Annotated in this window: 14 protein-coding genes; 8 read left to right on the plus strand and 6 right to left on the minus strand. The window is 71.6% G+C overall.

The genetic code is table 11. The annotated features are described in order from the left end of the window. Positions 1-22 precede the first annotated feature (22 nt). Positions 23-1522, minus strand: coding sequence for a carotenoid oxygenase family protein (locus I5071_RS26955; RefSeq protein ID WP_236515719.1), 1500 nt, complete (start codon positions 1520-1522; stop codon positions 23-25). 40 nt (positions 1523-1562) lie between these two features. After that, positions 1563-3005 (minus strand): Na+/H+ antiporter NhaA, encoded by a 1443-nt coding sequence (nhaA, locus tag I5071_RS26960; RefSeq protein WP_236515720.1) that lies wholly within the window; start codon positions 3003-3005, stop codon positions 1563-1565. Positions 3006-3154: 149 nt separating this feature from the next. Here nhaA and I5071_RS26965 point away from each other — a divergent pair, with 149 nt between their 5' ends. Together I5071_RS26965 and I5071_RS26970 are read left to right on the plus strand one after the other, a co-directional pair. Beyond that, on the plus strand, positions 3155-4786 hold the full coding sequence (locus tag I5071_RS26965; protein WP_236607680.1) for a Re/Si-specific NAD(P)(+) transhydrogenase subunit alpha: 1632 nt from the start codon (positions 3155-3157) through the stop codon (positions 4784-4786). Then, a complete protein-coding gene (locus I5071_RS26970; protein WP_236515721.1) occupies positions 4783-6258 on the plus strand; it encodes an NAD(P)(+) transhydrogenase (Re/Si-specific) subunit beta in 1476 nt (491 codons plus the stop codon). Before I5071_RS26965 ends, I5071_RS26970 begins: the two co-directional genes overlap by 4 nt. A 1042-nt stretch (positions 6259-7300) precedes the next feature. On the opposite strand, the gene I5071_RS26975 is transcribed toward I5071_RS26970, so the two are convergent. Further along, positions 7301-8470, minus strand: a complete 1170-nt coding sequence (locus tag I5071_RS26975; RefSeq protein ID WP_236515722.1) for a hypothetical protein — start codon at positions 8468-8470, stop codon at positions 7301-7303. Positions 8471-8612: 142 nt separating this feature from the next. On the opposite strand from I5071_RS26975, the gene msrA reads away from it, so the two are divergent. The 4 genes from msrA to I5071_RS26995 all read left to right on the plus strand — a co-directional run bounded on the left by msrA (position 8613) and on the right by I5071_RS26995 (position 13039). Continuing rightward, positions 8613-9269 (plus strand): peptide-methionine (S)-S-oxide reductase MsrA, encoded by a 657-nt coding sequence (gene msrA, locus I5071_RS26980; protein WP_236515723.1) that lies wholly within the window; start codon positions 8613-8615, stop codon positions 9267-9269. 45 nt (positions 9270-9314) lie between these two features. Next, positions 9315-9608 carry a hypothetical protein gene (locus I5071_RS26985; protein WP_236515724.1) on the plus strand — a complete coding sequence of 98 codons (294 nt, stop codon included), beginning with the start codon at positions 9315-9317 and terminating at the stop codon, positions 9606-9608. Next, complete coding sequence (locus tag I5071_RS26990; RefSeq protein ID WP_236515725.1) at positions 9605-11644, plus strand: spermidine synthase; 2040 nt, start codon at positions 9605-9607, stop codon at positions 11642-11644. Before I5071_RS26985 ends, I5071_RS26990 begins: the two co-directional genes overlap by 4 nt. A gap of 348 nt (positions 11645-11992) precedes the next feature. Beyond that, positions 11993-13039, plus strand: a complete 1047-nt coding sequence (locus I5071_RS26995) for a hypothetical protein (RefSeq protein ID WP_236515726.1) — start codon at positions 11993-11995, stop codon at positions 13037-13039. A gap of 15 nt (positions 13040-13054) precedes the next feature. Here I5071_RS26995 and I5071_RS27000 read toward each other — a convergent pair whose 3' ends face one another. Continuing rightward, positions 13055-13462, minus strand: a complete 408-nt coding sequence (locus I5071_RS27000; RefSeq protein ID WP_236515729.1) for an NINE protein — start codon at positions 13460-13462, stop codon at positions 13055-13057. A 49-nt stretch (positions 13463-13511) separates the two neighbouring features. Further along, entirely contained in the window at positions 13512-16523 is a 3012-nt protein-coding gene (locus I5071_RS27005; protein WP_236515730.1) for a hypothetical protein, read from the minus strand. A 338-nt stretch (positions 16524-16861) separates the two neighbouring features. Between I5071_RS27005 and I5071_RS27010 the strand changes: the two genes are divergently transcribed. After that, the gene (locus I5071_RS27010; protein ID WP_236515732.1) at positions 16862-17311 is read left to right on the plus strand and encodes a hypothetical protein; all 450 of its coding nucleotides are present in this window, start codon (positions 16862-16864) and stop codon (positions 17309-17311) included. 142 nt (positions 17312-17453) lie between these two features. After that, positions 17454-18125, plus strand: coding sequence for a hypothetical protein (locus I5071_RS27015; RefSeq protein WP_236515733.1), 672 nt, complete (start codon positions 17454-17456; stop codon positions 18123-18125). 52 nt (positions 18126-18177) lie between these two features. On the opposite strand, the gene I5071_RS27020 is transcribed toward I5071_RS27015, so the two are convergent. Then, on the minus strand, positions 18178-19566 hold the full coding sequence (locus I5071_RS27020) for an ATP-binding protein (protein ID WP_236515734.1): 1389 nt from the start codon (positions 19564-19566) through the stop codon (positions 18178-18180). Positions 19567-19629 lie beyond the last annotated feature (63 nt).

Raw genomic sequence — 19629 nt, forward strand, 5'->3', positions numbered from 1 at the left:
GCTTTGCCGGCGGGGGAAGGGGTCATCCATGACCCCTTCCGGAAACGAACGTGCCGTGGAAGCCGAGCGGGACGTGGTGCGGCAGGGTTGCGCGCGCAACCATCGACAGATCGCTCGCGTCGAGGACCCAGAGCTCGCTGCGGTGCTCCGCGGCGCGATAGACGATCGTGAGCACGTGTCCTTCGCCCTCGGGCGCGAACGGACGCGGCACGTAGAGCGGCTCACCGGGGAGATCGGGCGCGAGATCGCGCGTGCGCACCTCGCGCGATGCGAGATCGAGCCGCGCGATCGCAGGATGGGAGATCGCGTTCCAGCCCTGCGGGCGCGCGACCGCGAACGCGACGCGCGCCGGGCGGGTGCGCCGCCGCGGATCGATCGTCGGCAGCTCGACGTCGACGTCGATGCGCACCTCCTCTCGCACGCGACGGGTCGCGAGGTCGATCACCATCCGCGTCGGCACCGCGCGCGGGACCTGCAGCCGGCGCAGCGCAGCGGGATCGAGCACGTCGATCGTGCCGCCCTCGAAGCCGTCCATGCGCAGCGTGTCGATCACGATCTCGCGCGTGCCCTCGTCCCAGCCCGCGACGTGGTGGAACACGAAGCCGGCGCGCGCCTCGATCGTGCGCGGCGCACCGCCGTCGCGCGGCACCACGAGCACCGTCGTGCCGAGCGAAGGATCGCGCCGCAGCGCCTGCACCGGGCTCGCGAGCCCCACGATCGCGCGCGCGAGATCGAACGCGATCGGCGCGAGCAGGAACACGAGGTAGCGCTCGGTGAGCACGAAGTCGTGCACGAACGCGAGCCGCGGCAGCGCGACGAGGCGTCGCTCGATCGGCGCGCCCTCCGCGTCGAGCCGGTAGATCGCGAGGCGCGGCTTCGGACCGCCGATCACGCCGAAGCCCCAGAGCTCGCCGGTGCGCGGATCGATCGCGGGATGCGCGGTGAACGGATGCTCGGGCGCGAGCGCGCGCTCGATCGCGCGCTCCGGGCGCAGGAGACCGCCGAGATCGTCGACGCCGATCGTCTCGAGCGTGCGGGGGTCGAGCCGATGCGGCGCGCCGCCTTCCCACAACGCGCGCAGCACGCCGCCGTGCCAGAGCACGCTCGTGTTCGCCGCGTTCTTGAAGCGCATGCGACCGAGGTTCGCGAGGAGCCCTCCGGGTCGCTGCGAGCCGAACCCGCGATAGAGCATGCGCCCCGCGCGCTCCTCGTCGACGAACCCACGAGTGCGCACGTAGCGGTTGCGGTAGCGCACGCGGCCTTCGCCGATCTCGAAGCGCACCACCATCCCGTCGCCGTCGAACGGGTGACCGTAGCGATCCCCGCCGATCGCGACGCGCCCCGGTCCGTTGCGGAAGTACGTGCCCGCGAGCTCGCTCGGGATCGCGCCCTCGACGATCGGCAGCTCGACGTCGAGCTCGCCCTGCACCGGCGCGTAGGCGCGCGCGATCACCTCGAACGGATCGCTCGGCGCTGCAGGCGCGTCGGCGCGACCGTGGATCCAGGGGTCCGGAGAGCGCATCGCGCGATTGCCCATAGGACCGTCGGCCGAACGGGTCCAGTCACGCGAGGGTCGAGGCCTCGGCCTCGCTCTCGGTGCGCGCCGCGCCCGGGACCGCGCGTGCATCGCGCAGCACGATCGAGCCCACCACGAGCGCGAGCACACCCGCGATCAACGAGGCCGCGAGGATCGCGAGCTTCGTCGCGAGGAGCGCGCTCCCGTCGAACGCGAGGTCGCCGACGAAGATCGCCATCGTGAAGCCGATGCCCGCGCACAGGCCCACCACGCCGACGCCCGCCCACGTGACGCCGCGCGGCAGCGGCGAGATGCCGAGGCCCACCACGAGCCCTGCGCCCGCGAGCACGCCGAGCGGCTTTCCGATCACCAGGCCCGCCACGATGCCGAGCATCAGCGGCGCGTACTCCGCGTCGAACGATCGGGCATCGAGCGGCACGCCCGCGTTGACCAGCGCGAAGAGCGGCATGATCGCCCACGCGACCCACGGGTGCAGCTTCGCCGCGAGGCGCTCGACCGGCGACATCGCCTCGCGGCGCGCGAGCTCGAGATCGCGCAGCGGACCGAGGAGCTCCGAGGGCGGCGCCTCGCCCGTCCCGACCACGCTCGAGAGGCGCGTCATCGCGTGGCGCGTCAGGTGGATCGCGCCGCGCGGCCCGAGCCATGCGCTCGTCGGCGTCATGAGCCCGAGGAGCACGCCCGCGAGCGTCGGGTGCACACCCGCCGAGTGCATCCCCTGCCACGCGATCATCCCCGGAAACACGTAGATCCACGCGCGCCGCACGCCGGCCTTCTGCAGCGCGAGCGTCAGCAGCACCGCGAGCGCGACGGTCAGCAGCCCGCCGAGCGCGATGCCGTTCGAGTAGAAGACCGCGATCACGATCACCGCGCCGACGTCGTCGGCGATCGCGAGCGTCAGCAGCAGCACGCGCAGCGCCGCGGGCACACGTCGCCCGAGCAGCGTCAGCACGCCGACCGCGAACGCGATGTCGGTGGCCATCGGCACACCCCACCCGTTGCGCGCCGGCTCGTGCGGGTTGAGCGCGATGTAGATCAGCGCAGGCACCGTCATCCCGCCGATCGCCGCGGCGATCGGGAGCGCCGCGCGGCGGGGATGGCTGAGCTCTCCGTGTTTGATCTCGCGCTTGATCTCGAGCCCGACGACGAAGAAGAAGAGCGTCATCAGCAGCTCGTTCACGAAGAAGTGCAGGTCGGTCTCGATGCCGAGCGTCCCGACCCGCAGCACGACCGGAGTCTCGAGCAAGTGCTCGTAGTCGTCGCGCCACGGTGAGCTGGCCCACACCAGCGCGATCGCAGCTGCGCCCATGAGCAGCAGGCCGCCGGACGCCTCGACGTGGAGGAAATGCTCGATGGGGCGTAGTGCGCCGCGCACCGCGTTTCGCACGGGATCCCAAGCGCCCGGCGGGGTCGGGAGCGCGACACGCTCCGCGGCGTGGTCGCTCTCGAGGTGCTCGTCGCGCTGCGTCATCGCTCGGGATGGACATGGGTCACTCGTGCCCGGAATCCCAATTGCCCGAGTGCTCGTCCCGGAGGGCCCGGAACGCCGTTGCGCGGCGGGCTGCCGCTCGGTGATGCTGGGCTCGCGACTTCCCAAGGGGGTGTGCCATCCGGATCGGCATTCCGAGAGAGACGCGCGATCGCGAGCGCCGCGTCGCCGCGACGCCGGAGTCGATCGCCAAGCTGCGCGAGCTCGGCTTCGAGGTGATCGTCGAGCGCGGCGCAGGGCGCGAGGCGGGCCACGAGGACGACGCGTACGTCGCTGCGGGCGCGACGCTCGGCGACACGCAGACCGTGCTCGGCGAGAGCGACGTCGTGCTGAAGGTGCGTCCACCGACGGACGACGAAGCGCGCGCGTTGCGCGAAGGCGCGCTGCTGATCTCGCTGGTGCAGCCGGAGCGACATCCCGATCTCGTCGCGACGCTCGCGGCGCGGAAGGTCAGCGCGCTCGCGCTCGAGCGGGTCCCGCGGGTCACGCGCGCGCAGAAGATGGACGTGCTCTCGTCGCAGGCGAACCTCGCGGGCTATCGCGCGGTGGTCGAGGCGGCGGCGCACTACCAGGGCTTCTTCGGGCCGATGGTCACGGCCGCGGGCACGACGCGACCGGCGCGCGTGCTGGTGATCGGCGCAGGCGTTGCGGGGCTCGCCGCGATCGGCGCCGCGCGCGCGCTCGGCGCGGAGGTGCGCGCGTTCGACACGCGGGCCGCGGCGCGCGAGCAGGTCGAGAGCCTCGGCGCGACGTTCCTCGAAGTCGACATGAAGGAGAGCGGCGAGGGCGCGGGCGGCTACGCGAAGGTGATGAGCAAGGAGTTCATCGAGGCCGAGATGCGGCTCTTCCGCGCCCAGGCGGCCGAGGTGAACGTGATCGTCACGACCGCGCTGGTGCCCGGCACCAAGGCGCCGCTGCTGGTGCCGCGCGACGTGGTCGAGGCGCTCGAGCCGGGATCGATCGTGGTCGACATGGCCGCCGAGCAGGGCGGCAACTGCGAGCTCTGCGTGCCCGATCAGGTCGTCGATCACGGCGGTGTGAAGATCGTCGGCTTCACCGATCTCGCGAGCCGCATGGCGCGCGCGGCGAGCAAGCTCTTCGCGATGAACCTCGTGCACCTCGTCGCCGAGATGCGCGATCCGATCGGGCCCGGCGTGCTGCGCGTCGATCTCGACAACGACGTGATCCGCCCCGCGATGCTCACCCACGTCGGAGAAGTGCTCCCGCCTCCGCCGCGCCCCGTTCCCAAGAGCAAGGAGCCCTCGCCCGCGACGCCCGCGCCCAAGAAGAGCGAGCGCGAGCCCTCGAAGAGCACGCGCCCTCCCCCGCCCGAGGGATCGAAGCCGCGTCAGACCGAGATCCTCAACCCGGCGCGCCGCGCGTGGGGCACGACGCTCGCGGGCATGGCGATCATCGGCGCGCTCTTCGCGCTCGGTCGCTTCGCGCCGGGTGATTTCCTCCAGCACTTCACCGTGTTCATCCTCGCGTGCTTCGTCGGATGGCAGGTGATCTGGAGCGTCCAGCCCGCGCTCCACACGCCGCTGATGAGCGTCACCAACGCGATCAGCGGCATCATCGTCGTCGGCGGCATGCTGCAGATCGGCGAGCACGCCGATCTCGCGTCGGTGCTCGGCGCGATCGCGGTGCTCGTCGCGGCGATCAACGTGAGCGGCGGGTTCCTCGTCACCCACCGCATGCTGCGCATGTTCCGCAAGGACGAGAGCGCGAGCAGCGCGCCGAAGAAGGGAGGGCACGGGCGATGAGCGGCGTCAGCACCATCGCGTACCTCGTCGCGGGCGTGCTCTTCATCCGCAGCCTCGGCGGGCTCAGCAAGCAGGAGACCGCGGGGCTCGGCAACGTCTACGGCATGGCGGGCATGATGCTCGCGGTCGGCGTCACCGCGGCGATCTGGGTCGGCGAGGACGGCTCGGTGCGCGGGCTCGGCTTCGCGTTGCTCGCGGTGTCGATCACGATCGGCGGCGCGATCGGCGCGGTGCTCGCGCGGCGCGTCGAGATGACCGGAATGCCCGAGCTCGTCGCGGTGCTGCACAGCTTCGTCGGGCTCGCCGCGGTGCTCGTCGGCATCTCGTCGTACCTCTCGCCCCACGCCGATCCCACCGGTGCGCTGGTGCCCGGCGAGGACGCGGCGGGGCTCGTCGCGGCCGAGAGCGAGGCGGCCGCCGCGCGCATCGTGCACGTGGTGGAGATCTGGATCGGCGTCGCGGTCGGCGCGCTCACCTTCACCGGCTCGGTGATCGCGTGGGGCAAGCTGCGCGGCACGATCAGCGGCAAGCCGCTGCTGCTCCCGGGACGGCACCTGATCAACGCGGCGATCGCGATCGCGATCGTCGCGCTCGCGGTGCCCTTCGCGCGCGCGCCGTCGCCGGAGGACGGGCTCGTGTTCCTCGTCATCCAGACGCTGCTCGCGAGCACGCTCGGCGTGCACCTCGTGATGGCGATCGGCGGCGCCGACATGCCGGTCGTGGTGTCGCTGCTCAACAGCTACTCGGGCTGGGCGGCGGCCGCTGCGGGCTTCGTGCTCGCGAACGATCTGCTGATCGTCACCGGCGCGCTCGTCGGCGCGAGCGGCACGATCCTCTCGATCATCATGTGTCGAGCGATGAACCGCTCGATCCTCAACGTCGTGTTCGGCGGCTTCGGCACCGCGGACAGCGCGGCGGCGGCGAGCCCGGCGGCGGCGCAGGGCGAGGTGATCGAGATCAAGACCGACGCGCTCGCGGCGCAGCTGCGCGAGAGCAAGCGCGTGGTGATCGTGCCCGGCTACGGCATGGCGGTCGCGCGCGCGCAGAACGCGGTGCACGACTTCATGCGCGCGCTGCGCGAGCGCGGCGTCGACGTGCGCTTCGCGATCCATCCCGTCGCGGGGCGGCTTCCCGGGCACATGAACGTGCTGCTCGCGGAGGCCGGCGTGCCCTACGACGTCGTGCTCGAGATGGACGAGATCAACCACGACTTCCCGAGCACCGACGTGGTGCTGGTGATCGGCGCGAACGACATCGTGAACCCGGGCGCGCTCGACGATCCCCAGAGCCCCATCTACGGAATGCCGGTGCTCGAGGTGTGGAAGGCGAAGACGGTCGTCGTGCTCAAGCGCGGCATGGCCGCGGGCTACGCGGGCGTCGAGAACCCGCTCTTCTTCCTCGACAACACCCGCATGCTCTTCGGCGACGCGCGCAAGAGCATGGAAGCCCTGGTGGGGGCCCTGCGAGACTGAGAGGCTTCGGCGTGCGGCGCGGGGAGGAGGGGCCGCCGGGCCGGTACTCGCGATTGCCGTTCTGAAGGGTGGGAGCGTCGGGAGGCGGAGGGTCGTTCGCGGGGCGCGCTTCGCGCTCTCCCGCGAAGCGCCCTCGTCAGTCTCTTCGGGGTGTCTGCAAGCGTCGCTGCGTGGGCCCGTCGGCCCCTCCACCCCGCGCCCGGTACCGCGGTTCTGCCGTCTCGTTGGGTAGGTGGGGAGTGGCTCGCGAGCGATCCGCGCTGTTCGCGCGGCTCGCACGCTCGCGTGTAGCACCGCGCTCCGCGCGTGTGCGCGCTGTCGCGCGAGAATTGATCCGACTCGGTTTCGCGCACTTGCGCGAGCACAGCGGAAGCCAGCAATCGACTCGATGGCAGATGACCAGGAAACGAGTCCGGCCGATCACGGCCCATCGGGGTCGACGTACACGACGCGCGGGCCGCTGTGTCCCGCAGCACGCCGATGCCGAGCTCGAGCGCGACGTCGTAGCCGCCCGACACGCGCACCGCGCCTCGGGCCGAACGAAGGCGACGAAGCACACGAGCTCGTCGCCCCACACTCACGCCGCACCCGCACTCGCGCCGCACCCGCAGGCACGCCACGCCCGCACTCGCGCCGCGCCCGTACTCGCGACTGCCCTCCTCGCGCGACTGCCCTCCTCGCGCGACGAAGTCGCGCGGTGCTACGTGCTCATTCTCGCGCGACAGCGCGCACACGCGCGACGAAGTCGCGCGGTGCTACCCGCGAGCGTCCGGACCGCGGCGAAGCGCGGGTCGGACGCGAGGCATCCGCCACCCAACCTAGCGAGACGGCAGAACCGCGGTACCGGGCGTGGGGTGGAGGGACCGACGGGTCCACGCAGCGACGCTCGCAGACACCTCATCGAGACTGACGTGGTCGCTTCGCGGCAGCGCGCAACGCGAACGACCCTCCGCCTCCCGACGCTCGCGCCCTCTCGTCCGGCGATCGCGAGTACCGGCCCGGCGGTCCCTCCACCCCGCGCCGCACGCCGAAGCCTCTCCGATCAAATGATCAGCGTCTCGCACCCCAGCGCGATGTCGACGCGCCCGCTGGTGTCGGCCTCGACGCGCGAGCACGTGCTCGGGCAGAGCCGGATTTGCGTCGGATTCTCGGGATCGTCGTAGTACCAGCCATCGGCGCCGCTCGACGGACAGTTCGCGCCGTCGTCGGTGCCGACGTACGGGAAGCGCTGCTCCGCGCCGCCGCTCGGCGTGTACACGACGTTCACGCGGCCGCGATCGAACTCCATCCCATCGGGCGCCTCGGGGATGTCGAACTCGCACGGGATCGCAGTGGGCACCGCGATCGACGCGAGGAGCGTCGAGAACGCCGCGCTCCAGTCCGCGGTGCAGATCGAGATGCGCTGTCCGCCGGTGCGCGTGGCGATGTCCCAGTACTCGTCGCCGTTGTCGGCCGCTTCGCCGTTCGGGCCGCTGCAACCGGGCAGCGGGATGGGGAAGGGCCCGCCGCACCCGAAGGGACCGCAGTTCGTCGACCCCGGCGGCGACGCGATCGCGTGCGACGTCCACGCGTGACCGAGCAGCCCGCTGAACATCGTGTGGAACTCCGCCGCGCCCATCGAGCTCTCGTCATCGGTCACGTGCACGATGTGCGTGACCGCGTCACGACGCAGGAAGTCGCTCCACATCGGGTACGACGCGATCAGGTCCGACATCGCGTCCTGCGACTGCACGTCGTACGAGACGAAACGGAAGCGCGCGGCGTCGGTGCCGAGCGGAGGCGGCACGTTCACGAACCCCGACGCGGTGATCACGACCACGCGGTAGTCGGTGATGCCCGAGGCTTCGATCGCGCTCACGAACGAGTTCATGTTGTTCTGGATGATCGCGGCCTCGCCATCCATCGAGCCCGAGTTGTCGATGATCCAGACGATGTCGATCGGCGCGAAGCGCGTCTCGGCCTCGAAGGGCAGCTCGTCGCACGTGTCGAACCCGCCGTCGCGCGGGCCCGCATCGACGAAACAGGCGGGCGCACTGCCACACGTCGCCTCGTCGCAGTCGCGCACGCCGTCGTTGTCGTTGTCGATTCCGTCGCTGCACTGAGCGCCGGTCTCGCCGCCCGGTGTGCCGGTGCCCGAGTCGCGCCGTCCTCGGCCCTCGTCGGTGCATCCGATCAGAGCAAGCGCGACCAAGCCGAGAGAAAGCGAGCGCATGGGACCCCTCCAGTGCGTCGATCAGGGTCGGCGCATGTGGGCGCGCGAGTAAACCAACCCCCGGTGAGCATGCGCATTGGCCGAAGCGGCCGCGGGGGAGGCCCCGTTGCGGTACGCGCATCGAGGCCCGAAGATCACGCCCATGTACGCCTTCGTCGATCCGAAGAAGCTCCGCATCCCGACCGCCGCCGAGGCGCTGCCCGGGCGCGCCGAGAAGATGCGCGTGCCCTCGCAGCACTACGTGCTCGGCACGCCGCTCGAGCCGCCCTTCGCCGACGGCATGGAGCTCGCCCTGTTCGGGCTCGGCTGTTTCTGGGGCGCGGAGAAGGCGTTCTGGAAGCTGCCCGGCGTGTACAGCACGTCGGTCGGTTATGCCGCGGGCATCACGCCGAACCCGACGTACAAGGAGGTCTGCAGCGGGCGCACCGGCCACAACGAGGTCGTGCGCGTGGTGTTCGATCCCGAGAAGATCTCGTACGAGCAGCTGCTCAAGACGTTCTGGGAGACCCACGACCCGACGCAGGGCATGCGCCAGGGCAACGACGTCGGGACGCAGTACCGCAGCGGCATCTACGCCTACGGCGACGCGCAGAAGCGCGCGGCGGAGGAGAGCAAGCGCATGTACGACGAGAAGCTGCGCGCCGCGGGCTACGACGCGATCAGCACCGAGATCGTCGACGCGCCGGAGTTCTTCTACGCGGAGGACTACCACCAGCAGTACCTCGCGAAGAACCCCGACGGTTACTGCGGCATCGGTGGCACCGGCGTGAGCTGCCCCATCGGCCTCCAGACCGAATGACCGCATGACAGCGCGCGCGGGCTCGGCGAGAATGCCCGCGTCGTCATGCAGCCGAACGAACGCAAGCTCTACGTCCAGATCCTCGGCCAGGTCCTGATCGCCGACGGCGCGCTCTCCGACGCGGAGCGCACGTACCTCGACGGCGTGATGGACGCGCTCCAGATGAGCGCCGACGAGCGGAAAGCCGCGTTCGCCGGCATCTCGGTCGACAGTCCGATCGAGGAGCGCGTCGCCGGGCTCGGTGCGGTCGCGCGTGATCGCCTGCGCGGTGATCTCGCGCGCGCCGCGGCCGATGGCGAGACCGCGATCCTCGAGCGCGTCCGCGCAGCGCTCGCATGACCGCGCTGCGCGTCTTCGTCTTCCTCGGCGCGTTCCTGCTCTTCGCGATGGAGCCGATGGTCGGGCGGCTCCTGCTGCCCGGCTTCGGCGGTGCGTTCCACGTGTGGACGACGTCGCTGATGTTCTTCCAGGGCGCGCTCTTCCTCGGCTACCTCTACGCGCACCTCGCGTCGGAGCGCGCCGGCAAGTGGCACCTCGCGCTGCTCGCGATCCCGATCGTGCTGCTGCCGCCGACGGTGCGCATCGCGGGCGAAGGCGGCGGCATCGGGACGCTGCTCGCGACGATGGCGGTCGACTTCGGACTGCCGTTCATCGCGCTCGCGACGACGGGCGTGGTCGCGCAGGGCTGGCTCGCGCGCTCGACGTTGCCGGGACGCGCGAGCCCGTTCTTCCTCTACGCGACGTCGAACACGGGATCGCTCGTCGCGCTGCTCGCGTACGCGCTCGTGATCGAGCCGCTCGTCGGGCTCGGCGTGCAGCGCTGGGCGTGGGCGATCGGGTTCGTGCTCTATCTCGCCTCGGCGTTCTTCGCGTACCGCGCGACCCACGCGGGCGGGACCGCGCCGGTCGTCGCTACGGAAACCGTAGCGCCGACTACAGAAACCGTAGCGCCGGGCCGCATCGTGTACTGGCTGCTGCTGAGCGCGTTCCCGAGCGTGTTCCTGATGGCGGTCACGAACCTCATCGCCCTCGACGCCGGCAACGTGCCGCTCGTGTGGGTCGTGCCGCTCGCGCTCTACCTCGGCACGTTCATCCTCGCGTTCGGCGAGCCCAGTCGCGTGCCCGCCGCAGTGCGCCGCCTGTGGCCGCACTTCGCGGCGGTGGGCCTCTTCTTCTTCGCAGGCGCGGAGACCGGCGGCACGTGGCTGCAGGTCGTGCTGCACCTCGGCGTGATGTTCGCGGTGTGCCTCGCCGCGCACGGCGAGCTCTACGCGTCGCGCCCGAGCGCGAAGCACCTCACGCTCTACTACCTCGTGATCTCGCTCGGCGGGTGGCTCGGCGGCGCGTTCGTCGCGCTCGGCGCGCCCGCGTTCTTCACCGGGCTCTGGGAGTACCCGCTCGCGCTCGCCGGCCTCGCGCTCACGATGGTGATCGCGCGACGTGCCGAGCTCTTCGCGTGGATGAAGGGCCCGGGGCGCGGCGCGGTCGCGATCACGATCGTGCTGATCGGCGCGATGGGATGGCGCATCGCGAGCGCGAGCAGCAGCTCACGGGCGAGCGCGACGCGCACCCTCGAGGTGCGGCGCAGCTTCTACGGCCTCTACTACGTGCTCGAGCGCCCGAGCACGCGCGGGACCGAGCGCGATCTCGTCAGCGGCACCACGCGCCACGGGCGGCAGTTCCTCGCGTCCCAGCACCGCAGCGAGCCCCTCAGCTACTACCACCGCACCGGTCCGCTCGGCGACACGATGGCGATCCTCGACGCGCGCGAGACGCGCGCCACCCGCTTCGGCGTGATCGGCCTCGGCGTGGGCGCGGCCGCGGCGTACGTCGAGCCCGATCAGTCGATCGACTTCTACGAGATCGATCAGGCGGTCGACGATCTCGCGCGCACCCACTTCCACTACCTCGAGGACTGCCGCGGCGACGAGCAGACGTTGGTCGGCGACGCGCGCCTCACGCTCGCGCGCGGCGACGTGCGCACCGACTACGATCTGCTGCTCGTCGACGCGTTCGCGGGCGACGCGATCCCGACGCACCTCGTGACGCGCGAGGCGGTCGAGCTCTACCGCGGCGCGGTGGCCGAGCACGGCGTGCTGCTCTTCCACATCTCGAACCGCTACTACGATCTTCGTCCGGTGCTCGCCGCGATCGCGCGCGACCTCGGCATGCACGCCGCGACCAAGCAGTTCCTCCGCCCGCCCGATCGCGAGGCCGCGGACCCGAGCGTCTACTTCGTGATGATGGAGAGCGAGGACGAGCTCGCGCCGTTCGTCGAGCGCGGCTTCACGCCGGTGACCGCGACGTGGCCCGAGCCGGTCTCGGCGTGGACCGACGATCACGCGAGCTCGCTGCTCGCGCTGATGCCGGATTGAGTCCCTGCCGGAGTGCTCGTCCCGCCGGTCCCGGACGGGAGCGCGCGAAGCGCGCGGACAGTAGGGACTGGCGGGCGAGCCGATTGCTGAGCCGGAGTGCTCGTCCCGCCGGTCCCGGACGGGAGCGCGCGAAGCGCGCGGACAGTAGGGACTGGCAGGCGAGCCGATTGCTGAGCCGGAGTGCTCGTCCCGCCGGTCCCGGACGGGAGCGCGCGAAGCGCGCGGACGGAGGGACTGGCGGGCGAGCCGATTTGACGGTCCCTGCCGGGGGCCGAACGAGCCGAAGCTCTCCACGTCGATTTTCGCGTGAGCTAGCGGGTGCGCGAGCGGCAACGTACCGTGCTTCGCATGCGTGCACGTTGGTTCGTGAGCGTGGCCGCGAGTGTGCTGTGCCTCGCGATGCCTGCGGCGGCGCAGACCCGCTCGCCGAGCGGTGCGTTCCGGCTCGATCTCGCCCCCGTGACGGACGCCGAAGGCGACGATCTGCGCGTCCTCGTGCGCCGAGACGATGGCGCACTGGTCGCGGCGATCGAGCCGAACCCCGGGGGCAACGTTCCCGCCACGAGCTTTCGCGCACGCTTCGTCGCCGGTGACAACCTCCTCCTGTCGTGGGGATGCGGGACGTACTGCGCGAGCGCGGTGCTCGTGCGCGCCGACGGCCATCGCATCGCCGACCTCGGGCACGTCGACGTGTCGCCCTCCGGCGAGCTGGCGCTCGTGTACTCGCCGTTCGACTCCGCGGTGTCCGGCGTGGTCGAGGTCATCGCGCTCCGCACTGGCGAGATCGTCTCGTCGCGGGAGAGCGAGGACGCGTGGAACACCTGCGCCGTGCGCTGGGACGCGACGCGCGTGCGGCTGCTGCGCTGCGACACGCGCACGCCGCGCGCGGTCGTGGTGCCGCTGTCGCCGCACGCCAGCGCACCGAACGACGCCGCGCTCATCGACGTCGACTTCGACGGAGACCCCGATGCGGTGCGCTCACGCGGCCCGTGCACGGGGAACTGCTACTTCGACGTCTGGCTGCGCCGCGACGGACGCTTCGTCTTCTCACCGGCGCTGAGCGCGCTCGCGAATCCGATCCTCGATCGATCGACGCGCACGGTCCTGAGCTTCGAGTCGGAGGGGCTCGGCGGCGCTCGGTTCCGCGTCACCCGCTACACGATCCGAGGCGGGCGCCCCGAGCGTGTGTCGGTCACCACCCAGCGGGACGAGCCGGCTGGCAGCGGGACGTTCCGACGAACGGTGCACACCTATCGCTCGGGGCGCGAGCGTGAGGTGTGCTCTGCCGTCGTCGAAGGCGGGAGCGCGGACGCTCGGGTCACCCGCATCGACCTCGGCTCGCCGGGCGATTGTGATCTGCGCCTCGACGGCGAGTGGATCGAAGCCGATCGCTGAGATCGGCCGCGTCGATCACGCCGCGCGGTGATCGCGGTTCGCGATGCTGACCTGCTCGTTCAGCGTCCAGAAGTCGTAGACGATGCCCGCGCCGAGCAGACCGCCGGTGCACAGGTAGAGCAGGCCCGTCCAGACCTTGCCGACGTAGAACCGGTGCAGCCCGAAGATGCCGCCGTACGTGAGGAAGAGCCACGCGACGTCGTAGCGATACGGCCCTTCGTGGTAGCGGTCGGCCGCATCGCGCGCGAGCAGCGGCATCAGGAAGAGGTCGAGGATCCACCCCACGCCGAGCAGGCCCAGCGTGCACAGGTAGATCGTGCCGCTGATGCGACGCCCGTAATAGAAGCGGTGCGCGCCGAGGAACCCGAAGAGCCAGAGCGCATAGCCCACCAGCACCCCGTGAGAGCTCCGCTGCGTCGTCATCTCCTCGTCCTCCTGGCCCGTACATACGCACGAGCGGCCCCGAAGATTTCTAGGACGCCGAGGAACGCCCTGCGGCAATCGCGCGACGCGATGCGAGCAGCGCGATGAGCAGCGCCGACAACGAGAGCGCGCCGAAAGGGTGGCTCGTCCGAACGGGGACGGAACAGCTGCATCCCGACGCCCGCGGCTCCGGCCCAACCGCGGCGTCAGCGTCCGTGCCGCCGTCCCGGGCTGCGCCCGCGTCGTGGTCGATCGCACCGCCGTCGTGCCCGCCGGCGTCGCGGTCAGGCCCGCAGCTGGCGATCCGCACGTGCCCGCAGCGTGCGTGCTCGCAGCGATCGGTCGTGCAGGAGTCGCCGTCGTCGCACGCGGCGTCGCTCGCGCAGCAGCCCACGACGGGCGTGTGCTCGCACGCGCCGCCCGGCTCGGTGCACGCGTCGGCGGTGCACGGGTCGCCGTCATCACACGCGATCGCCGCGGTCGCAGTGCAGCGGCCCGACCTGCAGATCTCGGGGCCGTTGCAGGCGACTCCGTCGCTGCACGCGCTGAGCTCGGGCGCCCGCACGTCGTCGGGGCAGCGCGGCGACGAGCCGTCGCAGCGCTCCTCGAGATCGCACGCGTCGATCGAGGAACGGCACGAGGTGCTCGCGTCACGGCGCACGTCGGCCGGGCAGTGCGCGGTCGCGCCGGTGCACCACTCCGCGACGTCGCAGTCGCCGGCCGCGTCGCGGCAGAGCTGGCCGGTGGCGAAACGGTCGGGGGGGCATGCCCCGTCCGCGCTCGCGCCGCAGGTCTCGGGCAGGTCGCAGTCTCCGCCCGCGGCGCGGCACACGACGCTCGCGGCCTGGCGCACGTCGGCCGGACAGAGGACGCCGAACGAGCAGCGCTCCTCGACGTCGCAGGGGCCCACGGCGGGGCGGCAGACCATCCCCGAGGCCGTCCGATCCGTCGGGCACGCCGCGGACGCGCCGCTGCAATGCTCCGGGAGGTCGCAATCGCCGTACGCCTCGCGGCAGGTCGTGCCCGCGGGCACGAATGCGTCGTCGGGGCAGACCTCGAGCAACGCACTGCAGGTCTCCTGCGCGTCACAGGCGTCGAGCCTGTTCCGACAGATCACGGTCTCGGCGATCTCGGCGCGGAGCGGCGCACAGACGCCGTCGGCGAGGCCCGTGCGCGCGGCGAGGCAGGACGAGCAGCGATCACCCGCCCAGACGTCCTCGTTGCACCCGCTCTCGCAGCAGACGCCCTCGACGCAGAACCCGCTCGCGCACTCGACGTCCACTCGGCACGCGCTGCCATCGGTCGAGGCCTCTCCGAGGCGGTGGATGTCGACGGCGGCCTCGCGCCCGATCGCCAGCGTGTCGCCCCAGAGCGCGACACCTCGAGCCGACCCGAACGACCCGCGGTAGGCCCAGCCCGAGGCGTCGCGCTCGAAGAGCTGGGGGCCTGCCATCGCGTGTGCGCCATACACCGCGACGTCGAACTGGTACGTGAGCGTCGACGCGGGCATCCCGAAGCGCGCTGCCTGCACGAACGCCGACCCGCTCGGCTCGAAGAGGAACGTCCGCGCGGCGTGCGGCGTCGTCAGCCGCCACGAGCCCGGGGCGCCCACCACGATCGTGTTCCCGTCGAAGTCGACTTCGTAGCCGAACCAGTCGTTGGGCGCGGGATCCGAAGCCTGGAGGGTCAGCGCGGGGGCCCACACGCCGCTCGCGCGCCGATACACGTGGACACGACCTTCCTCGACGCGCGACCCGGACTCCATCATCGAGGCGACGACCAGCGTGTCGCCGTTCACGCTCACCTTGCGGCCGAACGCGGAGCCGCCGCCCCAGATCCGTTGCTGCTGCGTCCAGCTCGTGCCGGCGCGCACGAACACCGAGACGTAGCCGGGACCGCCGAGATCGGGACCGCCATAGTGGCCCGCGGCGATCGTGTCCTCGTGGATCGATACGCCGCATCCGAAGTGCGAGTCGCTCGGCGCGAGGAGCCGTGCCTGCTGGGTCCACACCGTCCCATCGCGCGTCCAGACGTACACGGCTCCGCCGTCGACGCCGCGCTCGTTCTGCTCCTTCATCGCGCCGACCGCGATGGTGTCGCGCCAGATCGCGACCTCCCAGCCGAACCAATCGTTCTCGTGCGCCCCACTCGCCGCGAGCTCCGCCTCGAGCGTCCACGTCACGCCGGTGCGGCGGAACACGTACGCAGAGCCCGCGCCGCGAATGCCGACGAGCCCATCGTCGTAATACGCGCCGACGACAGCCGTGTCTTCGTAGAGATCGACCTGCAGGCCGAAGTAGGAATTCCGGACCTGCTCCTCCAGCGTGCCCTCGTAGCGGAACACCAGCGGGTCGATCGCGATCGGGAGCTCGGCACCCGCGATCTCGACGCGCAGCGCCCAGCTCGTGCCTGCGGGCTCGAAGAGCACGGGCAGCGAGACGCCACGGGCGTCGCGCGCGAACACATGACCGACACGAAGTCGGGGCTGCTGCTGCGCATCGCGGAGCAGGACGCCGGTGCCGTCGCGATCGATCTCCGCGACGAGGCCATCGCTCGGCGCGTTCACGATGCGCAGCGCGGCGCATCCGCTCGGCACGTCCGTGACGTCGAAGCCCTGCTCGACACCCGCCTGCCCGTTGACGATCCACTCGCGCATCCCGGCACGTACGAGCTCGACGCGGTTCGCGCGCGGGTGCTCGACGCGCACGGCTGGCGCGAGCTCGCGCTCCTCGCCTGCGCACCCGAACGCGCTCGTCGCGAGCACGAGCGCAGGACCACCGTCGCGCGGCAAGAGGCGCGCGCCGCTGCGATTCATGTCGAGCGCCGCGTCGAGCGCGGCGTTCTCGCCGGTGAGCCGGACGTCGTCGCCCGTCAGCGCGTATGCGACCCCCGCAAGCTCCTGTCGCGCGCGGACGATCGCCTCCTGCAGCGTGGGGGCCGTGATCGCGGGCAATGGAGCGGGCACGACGGGCGGCGTTGGGGGGACGTCAGGTGCCGGGAAGTCGCACGCTGATGTCAGCACGAGCGCAGCGCACGTGAGCGCGCGAGGGAACCGCTTCATCACTTCTCCTGCGCGCGCCGCGCGCGTCAGCTCGCCCCTTCTCGCCGCGATGCCGGGCTGCTCGGCCGCGGCTCACGTTGCTCGCGCACCAGAGCATACGCGCACCGCGAGGTCCACGTCGCGCGCTGGACTGGTGCCCTCGGCCTCGCGACCGCGCTCGCACGCGCGGCGGATCTCGCGCGGGGTCATCGGGCCGCGCAGCAGCTCGCGGCTGCACGACGTCGTGGGATCCGGTACGCCACCGGCGTACCAGATCGGCACCTCCTCTCGCTCGCGATCGACGACGGGCGTGAGCGCGTGAGCCAGGGAGCGTTCGGAGGCGGCGTATCCTCGATCGCATGCAGCCCGCACGTCTCGTTCGCGTCGTGATCGCCCTGCTCTCGCTCGGGCTCGCCACCGCGAGCGTCGGCGCGCAGCAGCCGCAGCTCGTCGGCACGCTCGAGATCGTCGGACCGCAGCCGGCGCGCCACGCCGCGGGACTCCAGCTCCGCGCGACCGTGCGCAACGACGCGCACCAGACGTGGTGCGCGCCGGTGGTGCCGCTCTCGATCGCGCAGCTCTCCGTCGATGTCTACGACCCGTCGGGCCGGCGTGTGCCGACGATCCCCCCGCCGGTTCCGCGCCCTGACGACGATCGATGCGAGCCGCTCGAGCAGGGGCGCTCGCGCACGTTCGTGATCTCGCTCGGCGTGTTCAGCCCCGACCTCGCGCCCGGCACGTACACCGTCCGATGGGGAGCGCGCGAGGGGATTGCCACGCCGCCCGCGACCTTCGTCATCGCGCGCTGATCGCGCGCCGGCTCGGATCAGGATGACGCGATGCAGGATCACTTCGTGGCGCTGAATCGGTCGAACGGAGCTCGACTCGATCATGTCACCGACCCCCTCCACCCTCGCGCGGGGTCGAGCGCGAGCGTGATAGTTTCGCTGCATGACGAACATCCAGTGTGCGCGCTGCGGCGCGAGCGAAGATCCACGTGCGGCGTCCTACAGCTCCGATGGGCTCGTGTGCCGGAGCTGCCACGAGCGCGACATGGAGGCCGACGCAGAGCAGATGCGACAGAGCGAAGAAGCCGCCGCCCAAGGCCTCGGCGGTCTCGTCGCGTTCGGCTCGCGCGAGGTCGTGCGATCATCTCCGGCACCGGTTGTGGCGAGCCCGCCGACGCGCCTCCACGAGGAGCTGCGAGCGCGCGGTCTCACGTATCGACGCGAGCAGCTCTCCGAGTCGGTCACCGTCATGGGCGCGACGACGCAGCGCTCCGGCTACCGCGAGAAGTGGACGCTCCCCGCGGCGCCCGCGCTGCAGGCGAGCTTCACGACCGAGGGCCTGGGCGCGAAGCTCGGCAAGCTCTTCACGAGCGAGCTCCAGACCGGCGACGCGAGCTTCGATCCGGTCGTCTACGTCCGCACGACGACGAACGACGCGACCGCCGCGTTCCTCGCCGACGACTCGGTGCGCGCACTCGTCGCCGCGAACGTCCGTAGCGCCGGCTCCTTCGTGATCCGCGGCAACGAGGTCGAGTGCACGGTGTGGTCGAGTGTTGTCGACGACGACCAGCCCGAGGACGTCGGCGCCCGCTTCGTCGCCGCGCTCGGGCGCTGACGACGGCGTCGTTCGGCGCGCGGCGGCGCGGCATTGCCGAGGCGATCGGTCCTCAGGCTCCGCGCTCGCACGCGCGGCGGATCTCGCGGGGCGTCATCGGGCCGCGCAGCAGCGACATCGCCCAGCGCGGGTGCAGCAGCGCGACGTCGGAGCCCTTCGCGTCACGCGCGACGAACCAGCGCGGCCCGAGCTTCTTCACGATCGCCGAGAGCGCGCTCTTCTTCTTGTCCTCGCCGAGCGCGTCCATCACGCGCTGGCGATCGGCGTCGGTGGGCAGACGACCGAGCATCCACGTCCCCGCGTTCGAGAGCGCGCGGTAGTCGAGGTCCATCGGGTTCTGCGTCGCGAGCACGCAGCCGACGCCATACGCGCGCGCCTGCTTGAAGAGCGACACGATCGGTCGCTTGGTCGGCGGCGAGCTCGGGTGCGGCGGGACCAGGCCGTAGACCTCGTCCATCACCACGAGCGCGCGCAGCCGCGAGGTGCCCGGCAGCGTGCGCACCCAGCTCAGCACCTCCTCGAGGATCACGCCCAGCACGAGCGCGCGCTCGTTCTCGTCGAGGTGCGCGACGCTGACGATCGTCGCGGGCGTGCGCCCGTCCATGGGCTCCATCCACCGCGCGACGTCGAGGTCACCGCCCCTGCGCCACGACGCGAGCGTGGGCGACGCGATCAGCGTGTTGAGATCCGCCGCGAGCTCCGCGCGCTGGCGCGCACCGAGGAACTGATCGACCTCGAGCGCGCCGATCGACACGATCGGCGGATCGAGGATCTCGGGGACCAGCGCCTCGAGCGGCGCGGCATCGCCACGCGCGACGCGCCGCTCGGCGAGCACCGAGAGGAACGCGTGCTCGCGGCTGCGCGACGGATCGCCCTCGCGCCCTGCGAGGCGGAGCACCAGCGAGATCGCGCCCGCGAGCGCGCCGCGCGCCGAGTCGGGATCGCTCTGCCAGCGCGGTGAAGGGCGCTCGAGCGCCGAGAGCAGATGCAGCTCCTCGCCCGCGCGTGTGCCCGGCGTGACGATGCGGACGAAGGTGCGCGCTGCGTACGAGGCGAGCTCGGCCTCGCCGATCGACCACGCCGCGAGCTCGCGGACGTGACGCGCGATCGCCTCGTCGACGACCGGCGGATCGGCGATGCCGTCGGCATCGCCGCGAGCGGGCTCGATCCACGGCGTGACCAGCGCGGGATCGAGCGACGGGAACGAGAGCGAGAGGTTCGGGAGATCGCCCTTCACGTCGATCACGAGCACCGGAATGCCGGCGCCGAGCGCCTCCTCGACGAGCACCGTGACCAGGCCCGTCTTGCCGCTGCCGGTCGAGCCGACGATCACCGCGTGCGTGAGGAGGTCGTGGGTGGGCAGCTCGAACGTGCCGAGGTCGGTGCGACCATCGACGGTGCGACGCTGACCGAGGCGGAGCGCCGGGTGGTTGCTGGACATGGCGTGCCTCGACGGATGGGAGGGCGCGCGCCGCGGAGGAGCGCGAGTGCGATCGTCCGCGGC

Origin of the sequence: Sandaracinus amylolyticus, from assembly GCF_021631985.1 — a bacterium.
In the GTDB taxonomy this organism is placed as follows: Bacteria; Myxococcota_A; Polyangia; order Polyangiales; family Sandaracinaceae; genus Sandaracinus; species Sandaracinus amylolyticus_A.

What these genes read in the sequence shown, in the direction of transcription:
- I5071_RS26975 (WP_236515722.1), bottom strand. Translation starts at nt 8,470, where the DNA reads ATGCGCTCGCTTTCTCTCGGCTTGGTCGCGCTTGCTCTGATCGGATGC.
- I5071_RS27000 (WP_236515729.1), bottom strand. Translation starts at nt 13,462, where the DNA reads ATGACGACGCAGCGGAGCTCTCACGGGGTGCTGGTGGGCTATGCGCTC.
- I5071_RS26995 (WP_236515726.1), top strand. Translation starts at nt 11,993, where the DNA reads ATGCGTGCACGTTGGTTCGTGAGCGTGGCCGCGAGTGTGCTGTGCCTC.
- I5071_RS26955 (WP_236515719.1), bottom strand. Translation starts at nt 1,522, where the DNA reads ATGCGCTCTCCGGACCCCTGGATCCACGGTCGCGCCGACGCGCCTGCA.
- I5071_RS27020 (WP_236515734.1), bottom strand. Translation starts at nt 19,566, where the DNA reads ATGTCCAGCAACCACCCGGCGCTCCGCCTCGGTCAGCGTCGCACCGTC.
- I5071_RS27010 (WP_236515732.1), top strand. Translation starts at nt 16,862, where the DNA reads ATGCAGCCCGCACGTCTCGTTCGCGTCGTGATCGCCCTGCTCTCGCTC.
- nhaA (WP_236515720.1), bottom strand. Translation starts at nt 3,005, where the DNA reads ATGACGCAGCGCGACGAGCACCTCGAGAGCGACCACGCCGCGGAGCGT.
- msrA (WP_236515723.1), top strand. Translation starts at nt 8,613, where the DNA reads ATGTACGCCTTCGTCGATCCGAAGAAGCTCCGCATCCCGACCGCCGCC.
- I5071_RS27005 (WP_236515730.1), bottom strand. Translation starts at nt 16,523, where the DNA reads ATGAAGCGGTTCCCTCGCGCGCTCACGTGCGCTGCGCTCGTGCTGACA.
- I5071_RS27015 (WP_236515733.1), top strand. Translation starts at nt 17,454, where the DNA reads ATGACGAACATCCAGTGTGCGCGCTGCGGCGCGAGCGAAGATCCACGT.
- I5071_RS26985 (WP_236515724.1), top strand. Translation starts at nt 9,315, where the DNA reads ATGCAGCCGAACGAACGCAAGCTCTACGTCCAGATCCTCGGCCAGGTC.
- I5071_RS26970 (WP_236515721.1), top strand. Translation starts at nt 4,783, where the DNA reads ATGAGCGGCGTCAGCACCATCGCGTACCTCGTCGCGGGCGTGCTCTTC.
- I5071_RS26990 (WP_236515725.1), top strand. Translation starts at nt 9,605, where the DNA reads ATGACCGCGCTGCGCGTCTTCGTCTTCCTCGGCGCGTTCCTGCTCTTC.